Origin of the sequence: Bariatricus sp. SGI.154 (genome assembly GCF_050313795.1) — a bacterium.
Taxonomy (GTDB): domain Bacteria; phylum Bacillota; class Clostridia; order Lachnospirales; family Lachnospiraceae; genus CAMBRQ01.
Map to the genome: position 1 here is coordinate 61,348 of NZ_JBNPMC010000018.1, position 6,444 is coordinate 67,791.

At 44.1% G+C, this 6,444-nt stretch carries 6 protein-coding genes; 5 read left to right on the plus strand and 1 reads right to left on the minus strand.

The window, feature by feature from the left end:
- Position 1 precedes the first annotated feature (1 nt).
- Entirely contained in the window at positions 2 to 562 is a 561-nt protein-coding gene (locus ACQRBN_RS09830) for a glutamine amidotransferase (protein WP_427738790.1), read from the plus strand.
- A 125-nt stretch (positions 563 to 687) separates the two neighbouring features.
- Here ACQRBN_RS09830 and ACQRBN_RS09835 read toward each other — a convergent pair whose 3' ends face one another.
- The gene (locus ACQRBN_RS09835; protein ID WP_427738791.1) at positions 688 to 1,290 is read right to left on the minus strand and encodes an AAA family ATPase; all 603 of its coding nucleotides are present in this window, start codon (positions 1,288 to 1,290) and stop codon (positions 688 to 690) included.
- A 152-nt stretch (positions 1,291 to 1,442) separates the two neighbouring features.
- Between ACQRBN_RS09835 and ACQRBN_RS09840 the strand changes: the two genes are divergently transcribed.
- From ACQRBN_RS09840 to ACQRBN_RS09855, 4 genes are all read left to right on the plus strand, one after another.
- Positions 1,443 to 2,129 (plus strand): response regulator transcription factor, encoded by a 687-nt coding sequence (locus tag ACQRBN_RS09840; protein WP_427738792.1) that lies wholly within the window; start codon positions 1,443 to 1,445, stop codon positions 2,127 to 2,129.
- Positions 2,116 to 3,105: a sensor histidine kinase gene (locus ACQRBN_RS09845; protein ID WP_427738793.1), complete on the plus strand. Its 990-nt coding sequence runs from the start codon at positions 2,116 to 2,118 to the stop codon at positions 3,103 to 3,105. Before ACQRBN_RS09840 ends, ACQRBN_RS09845 begins: the two co-directional genes overlap by 14 nt.
- Before the next feature lie 106 nt (positions 3,106 to 3,211).
- A complete protein-coding gene (locus ACQRBN_RS09850; protein WP_427738794.1) occupies positions 3,212 to 3,901 on the plus strand; it encodes an ABC transporter ATP-binding protein in 690 nt (229 codons plus the stop codon).
- Positions 3,898 to 6,441: an ABC transporter permease gene (locus ACQRBN_RS09855; RefSeq protein WP_427738795.1), complete on the plus strand. Its 2,544-nt coding sequence runs from the start codon at positions 3,898 to 3,900 to the stop codon at positions 6,439 to 6,441. Before ACQRBN_RS09850 ends, ACQRBN_RS09855 begins: the two co-directional genes overlap by 4 nt.
- Positions 6,442 to 6,444: the final 3 nt, after the last annotated feature.

The following is a 6,444-nucleotide window of genomic DNA, read 5'->3' on the forward strand; positions in this document are numbered from 1 at the left end:
TATGATTACCTCAAGGGAAGAGAGTATCCGATATGACAATGTTGCGGTTGGAGAAGTGTGGATGGCAGCAGGGCAATCCAATATGGAGTTTTTCATGAGATATGATGCGGATTTGGAAGAAGCGGAAGCCAACGGAGATGATCCGCAGACCTGTCATCAATGTAAGAAAGATATTGATAAACTGCAGTTGATAAAAAAATATGTGGAAGAAGGCGGTAACTTCGGAATGATTGGCGGATATATGACATTCCAGGGATTCGAAGGAAAAGGGAAGTATCATGGAATCGAGATAGAGATAGAACCGGATAGTCACGCTGTCTTGAAAGGCTTGCCTAAGCAATGGCCTCCGATTCTGGGATATAATAAACTGACTGCGAAAGAAGGGACAGTTGTTCCGGTACAATACGAAGAAGATCCGATGATTGTATTAGGAGAGTACGGAAAAGGAAAGACGTTTGCATTCGCAACAGATTGCTCGCCACATTGGGCTTCACCTGAGTTTTGTGACTGGGAATATTATCCGGTGCTATGGGGCAATATCTTAGCATGGATGTGTGAGTAAACAGATGAACTGAATATTATTAAATTATGTAAAACACTCTCCGGCCCAATATTCTGACTGGAGAGTGTTCTTATATAGTCCTGTTGATAAAATTATGATAGGAATTCCCTGCATCTTTAGGGTGCTTATAACTTTTTATAAAGATTTTCCAGTATATCCAGCAGTTCATCTATCTCATAAGCACTTGTATTCAGGCACAGATTATAATTCACCATATCATCTCGGTATTCATCCGTATAGTAGTTATAATAATAATCCCGATCTTTATCTACCCTGCGAATGAGCCGCTCTGCATTCTTCTCATCTAGAGAATAACGCTTCATAACGGTATCTATGCAGTTCTCATACGGAGCATAGAGATAGACATGCATACAGTGCTCATAATCCCGCAGTACATAGTTGCCGCAGCGGCCTACGATGATGCAGTCTTCCCGTTCGGCAAGGCTTCTTATGACCTCGCATTCTGCTTCAAAGAGTTTCTGATCGATGTGTTCATAACGATAGGAGCGGTCCAGGCCAGAATCTTTATCTACCTGATATGCCCATGGTTTTTCGCGCTTTTCATCGACACGCTTTAATTGTTCATAAGGGATGTCTAATTGTTCGGACGCAATCTCGATCAGATCTTTGTCATAGCAGTGAATCCCCAGTCTTTCTGCCAGAGCCATGCCGATGATTCGTCCATTGCTTCCAAAGTCTCTTCCGATTGTAATTACTCGTTTACTCATATATTTGGCCCCCTTTCTGTAAAGGTCTTTTTCTGTCTTTAGTATAACACTTGTGGAAGGAGAGTGTAAAGGAAAACACATTTAGCGGCGTTGTCATATTGGCGGGGGTGGGATATAATAGGACTTAATTCTTCAAAGGATGGTGAAAATTAGTGAAACGGATATTTTTAGTTGAAGATGATAAGGAGATTGCTAAGAATCTTGGACGTTTGCTTTGCTCGGAAGGATTTGCAGTTATTCATGCGCCTACGAAGCAGGAGGCCGTCTCTTTGCTTGGCGGAAACCGGTTTGATCTGGCGCTGGTAGATATTTCACTGCCAGATGGAAATGGGTTTTCGGTTTGTACGGAGATTAAGCAGTCACAGGATATTCCGGTAATTTTTCTGACGGCATCGCAAGATGAGGCAAGCGTGGTCACTGGGCTTAATATGGGAGCAGACGATTATATCACCAAGCCATTTCGTCCACGGGAACTGATCGCGCGGATTGGAAATGCTTTACGAAGAGCAGGACATGCAGCATCAGTCTTTGAGATTGGCGGACTTTCTGTCGATACCAACAGTGGTATTGTAAAAAAGAACGGAAAAGAGGTGTATCTGTCTGCGTTGGAATATCGCTTGCTATTGATATTTATTAACAATCCTAAGAGTATTATTACAAGAGAACGTCTGTTGGATGAATTGTGGGATGCGGCGGGTGAATTCGTTAATAACAATACGCTGACTGTCTATATTAAGAGATTACGGGAGAAGGTTGAGGATGACTATGCGAATCCGCAGATTATTCTGACTGTCCGAGGGACAGGATACCGGTTGGGAGGTGGCTATGTTTCGGAATAAAGAGATCCGGCAGTTTGCGGTATTTTTTTTGATAATCACCGTTGTTGCGGTTATCGGAGGATTCCTGATCCGGCCAGCAGCCGCAGCGTTGGTGCTTGTTACGGCGGCTGCCTTCGGCATGGCGTTTGCCGGATTCACGAAAGCAAGATACAGAAGCATTGCGCAGATATCGGATCAGATTGATCTTGTACTTCATAATGCTGACCGGTTGTATATCAGTGAAGCGGATGAGGGCGAATTATCCATTCTGCAAAGCGAGATTACTAAGATGACGCTGCGTATCCGGGAGCAGAATGATGCTCTAAAAAAAGAGAAAAAATATCTTGCCGATTCTCTTGCCGACGTTGCACACCAGCTCCGTACACCCCTTACTTCGGTAAACCTGATTCTGTCATTGATAGAGAATACTCCTGATGAAAATGAGCGGAGAGATCTGCTGCGGGAAACAGAAGAATTGCTTGGACAGATGGACTGGCTTCTCACTTCTCTGCTTAAATTATCCCGTCTGGATGCAGGGGTTGTGGAGTTCCGAAATGAACAGGTTGATGTGAGCGGGCTGATAAGAGCTGCAATTCGTCCATTTTTGATTAGTATGGAATTGCACAATATTACGTTAGAGACGGATATCCCGGAAGGAATAGAGATTTCCGGTGATTTGGGCTGGCTTTCTGAGGCAATACAAAATATTCTGAAAAATTGTATGGAAAGTGCAGGAGATAATGGAAGAATTCAGATTGCCTGTGAAGATACCTTGTTGTATACAGAGATTACCATTTGCGATAATGGTGCAGGATTTGAAAAGGAAGAACTTTTTTGCTTGTTTGACAGATTTTATCGTGGGAAGAATTCACAGACGGCAGGGTATGGAATCGGACTGGCACTTTGCAAGACGATTATTACCCGTCAAGGTGGAACGATCACTGCAAAAAATCATCAACAGGGCGGTGCAATTTTTACGATTCGTTTCCCAAAGTGACGAATCTCTCACCAAAAAGTCACAAATATGTAAGTGTGAGGTTCTATCATAAAGGTAAGTTCAGAAGTTCAGTCCTGAATATTTACAAAAAAAGGAGGCTCACATCATGGAGTTTTTGAAAGTTGATAATCTGTGCAAGGTTTATGGCAAAGGAGAAAATCAGGTGATTGCGCTGGATCATGTATCGCTTACCATTGAAAAAGGAGAATTTACCGCTATTATTGGTTCCTCTGGTTCGGGTAAATCCACGCTTCTTCACGCAATTGCGGGTGTAGATAAGCCGACCAGTGGGAAAATCTATCTGGATGGGCAGGATGTTTATGCCGGGAATAATGAGAAACTTGCAATTTTCCGTCGACGTCAGGTGGGGTTGATCTATCAGTTTAACAATCTTATTCCTACATTGAATGTGGTGGAGAATATTACGTTGCCTATTTTGATGGATAAGCGGAAAGTGAACAAAGAACGGTTGAATGATTTGTTAGATTTGCTGGGATTGCAGGATCGGAAGACGCATCTTCCAAACCAGCTTTCAGGCGGACAGCAACAGCGTGTTGCTATCGGGCGTGCGCTGATGAATGCACCGGCGGTTATGCTGGCTGATGAACCAACAGGCGCCCTGGACAGCCGCAATGGACATGAGATCATCAAACTACTGAAAGAGAGTAATAAAAAATACGGGCAGACGCTGCTTCTGGTCACTCATGATGAAAATATCGCTTTGCAGGCGGAACGTATTATTACCATTGCAGATGGTAAAGTAGTGCGGGATGAGAGGCAGGTGGCACGTTCATGAATATTTTCAACAAAGTTGCCTTGCAGGGATTGAAAAAGAACCATACCCGGACACTTGTGACAGTAATTGGCGTGGCTCTGTCTGCAGCCCTTATTACGGGTGTTGCTACGTTTGTTGTGTCCCTACAGAATTATATGATAAATGGTGCGGTTGCCAAGTATGGCAGTTGGCATGTTGAGATCCCGGATGCGGATTCTGCATTTTTGATGAAGCAGGAAGGAAATAGCCGGGTAAAAAATGTTGTGGCGTTGCAGAATGTCGGTTATGCACTTTTGGAAGGAGGGGAGAATCCGGATAAGCCCTATCTTTTCCTGACCGGATGGAATGAAGATGCCCTGGATTCGCTGCCTGTCAACCTGATTTCCGGAAGACTTCCCAGGAATAGCGGTGAAGTTGTAATACCGGAGCATCTTGCATCCAATGGCGGGGTACAGATTGCGCTGGGGGATACGCTTGAACTTGCATTCGGTAACCGTATGAGAGACGGCCAGATTCTTGACCAGCATGATCCGTATTGCGCCGGAGAAGAGACGCTTACAGTATCTCAGGAGAAGATTTATACAGTGGTTGGCATCTGTCAGCGTCCGTCGATTGAGGAGTATTCTGCACCTGGTTATACACTGATTACGACAGAGGATACGATGGCTGCAGATAGTCTGACGGCATTTGTGACTCTTAAGAATCCCTACCGGGTGCATTCTTATACGGATGATATATCTGATAGTCATGGTTATGTGCTGAATGATGATGTGCTGCGTTTTATGGGAGTCTCGGGCAATAAGATATTCACACTTCTGTTGTGTGCGGTTGGAGGTATTCTGGTTGTTCTGGTTATGCTGGGCTCAGTGTTCCTGATCTATAATTCATTCAATATCTCATTGAATGAACGTACGCATCAGTTTGGAATTCTGATGTCGGTGGGGGCAACGGCGAAGCAGCTGCGAAGTTCGGTTCTGTTTGAGGGGCTGTGTATCGGTGTGGTTGGCATACCGCTTGGGATATTGATCGGGATTCCAAGTATTCAGTTCGTGATTTCTCTTGTGAGAAAGAATTTTGCGAACATTATGTATGATAATGTACCGCTGGAATTGAAAGTGTCTGTTCCTATGCTGATTATCTCGGCAGTTGTAAGTATGGTTACAGTTTTGATCTCTGCATATGTTCCGGCAAAGAAGGCGTCGGACATGTCTGTGATGGAATGTATCCGCCAGACTAATGAGATTAAGATGGAAGCCAAGACTGTGAAAATATCAAGGTTTGCACAGCATTTCTACGGCCTGGAAGGGGTGCTGGCATTAAAGAATTTCAAACGTAACAAGCAGCGTTACCGTAGTATTGTTCTTTCACTTAGTTTGAGCGTAGTATTGTTCGTATCGGCAGATTCGTTCGGAATATATCTGGGGCAGTTGGCAAAGAATTCTGACGTGGTAGTAGAAGATTATGACATCTGCTTTAGTACAAGGGAAATGGATGAAAATAAACTGTTACGGCTCTATGATAGTATTAAAATTGCCACCGGAGTCTATGAGAGTTCCTACCAGGCTCTTTCTACCTATTCCTGTGTGCTGGATACGGCGGATCTGACCAGTCATTTCCTGGAAGAGTATGGAAAAGCTATCGGCTATGACGGAAAGAGTGACACGGTGGAGGTGAGGCTGGATATGCAGTCTGTTGCAGATGATGCTTATCGGGATTTCCTGGAAAGGAACGGACTGTCTGAGGAGGAATACAGCGGACAGGATGACAGTATGGTCATGGCAGGATTTTTGCCCGGAAAGTGGTATATGCAGGAGCAGCCGATGGAATTCACGCTTGCTTCAGAATCCGGGGAGCAGTCGAAGACGATTCGTGCCACATTTGTAAAGGATTATCCGGATCTTCTGCCCGCGAAGCCAAGTGAGCAGACAGCATACTCGCTTATGGTGATTGCACCTTATCGGGTAAAGGCGCAGTTTGATGCATTAGATGCGGTTGTAGAACCTGTAAAACTCGGCATGACTTTCAAATCCAAGAATCCCGGACAGTCCGTAAGGCAGATGAGGGAGATGATTAATAGTGCCGGAGTTACTGCTGATAAGTATACTTTGTACAATGTTTATGGGATACTTGAGGAAAACCGGAATATGGTATTCATTGTGAATCTGTTCTCTGTTGTTTTTATCATGATGATCACATTGATTGCAGTTGCTAATGTATTCAATACTATTTCCACAAATATCAAATTGCGGAGGAAGGAATTAGCAATGCTTCGGTCAGTAGGTATGTCGGAGCGGGACTTTAATAAGATGATGCGGTTTGAATGTGTTTTCTATGGAGTACGGACGATGCTTTGGGGATTGCCTATTGCAGGAATCTTCTCATGTCTGATTTATGGTGGAATGGCGTTTGGCGGTGGAGAATTCAAGTTCATATTCCCGTGGAAAAGTATGACAGTCAGCGTGGCGGGGGTGATCTTAATCGTGTTTATTACAATGCTGTATGCGGTTAGTAAGATTAAGAAAGAAAATATTATTGACGCACTTCGGGATGACATGGCATGATAA

Excerpts from the sequence above, each read along its gene's own strand:
- ACQRBN_RS09830 (WP_427738790.1), top strand. The coding sequence starts at position 2 with ATGATTACCTCAAGGGAAGAGAGTATCCGATATGACAATGTTGCGGTT.
- ACQRBN_RS09835 (WP_427738791.1), bottom strand. The coding sequence starts at position 1,290 with ATGAGTAAACGAGTAATTACAATCGGAAGAGACTTTGGAAGCAATGGA.
- ACQRBN_RS09845 (WP_427738793.1), top strand. The coding sequence starts at position 2,116 with ATGTTTCGGAATAAAGAGATCCGGCAGTTTGCGGTATTTTTTTTGATA.
- ACQRBN_RS09850 (WP_427738794.1), top strand. The coding sequence starts at position 3,212 with ATGGAGTTTTTGAAAGTTGATAATCTGTGCAAGGTTTATGGCAAAGGA.
- ACQRBN_RS09855 (WP_427738795.1), top strand. The coding sequence starts at position 3,898 with ATGAATATTTTCAACAAAGTTGCCTTGCAGGGATTGAAAAAGAACCAT.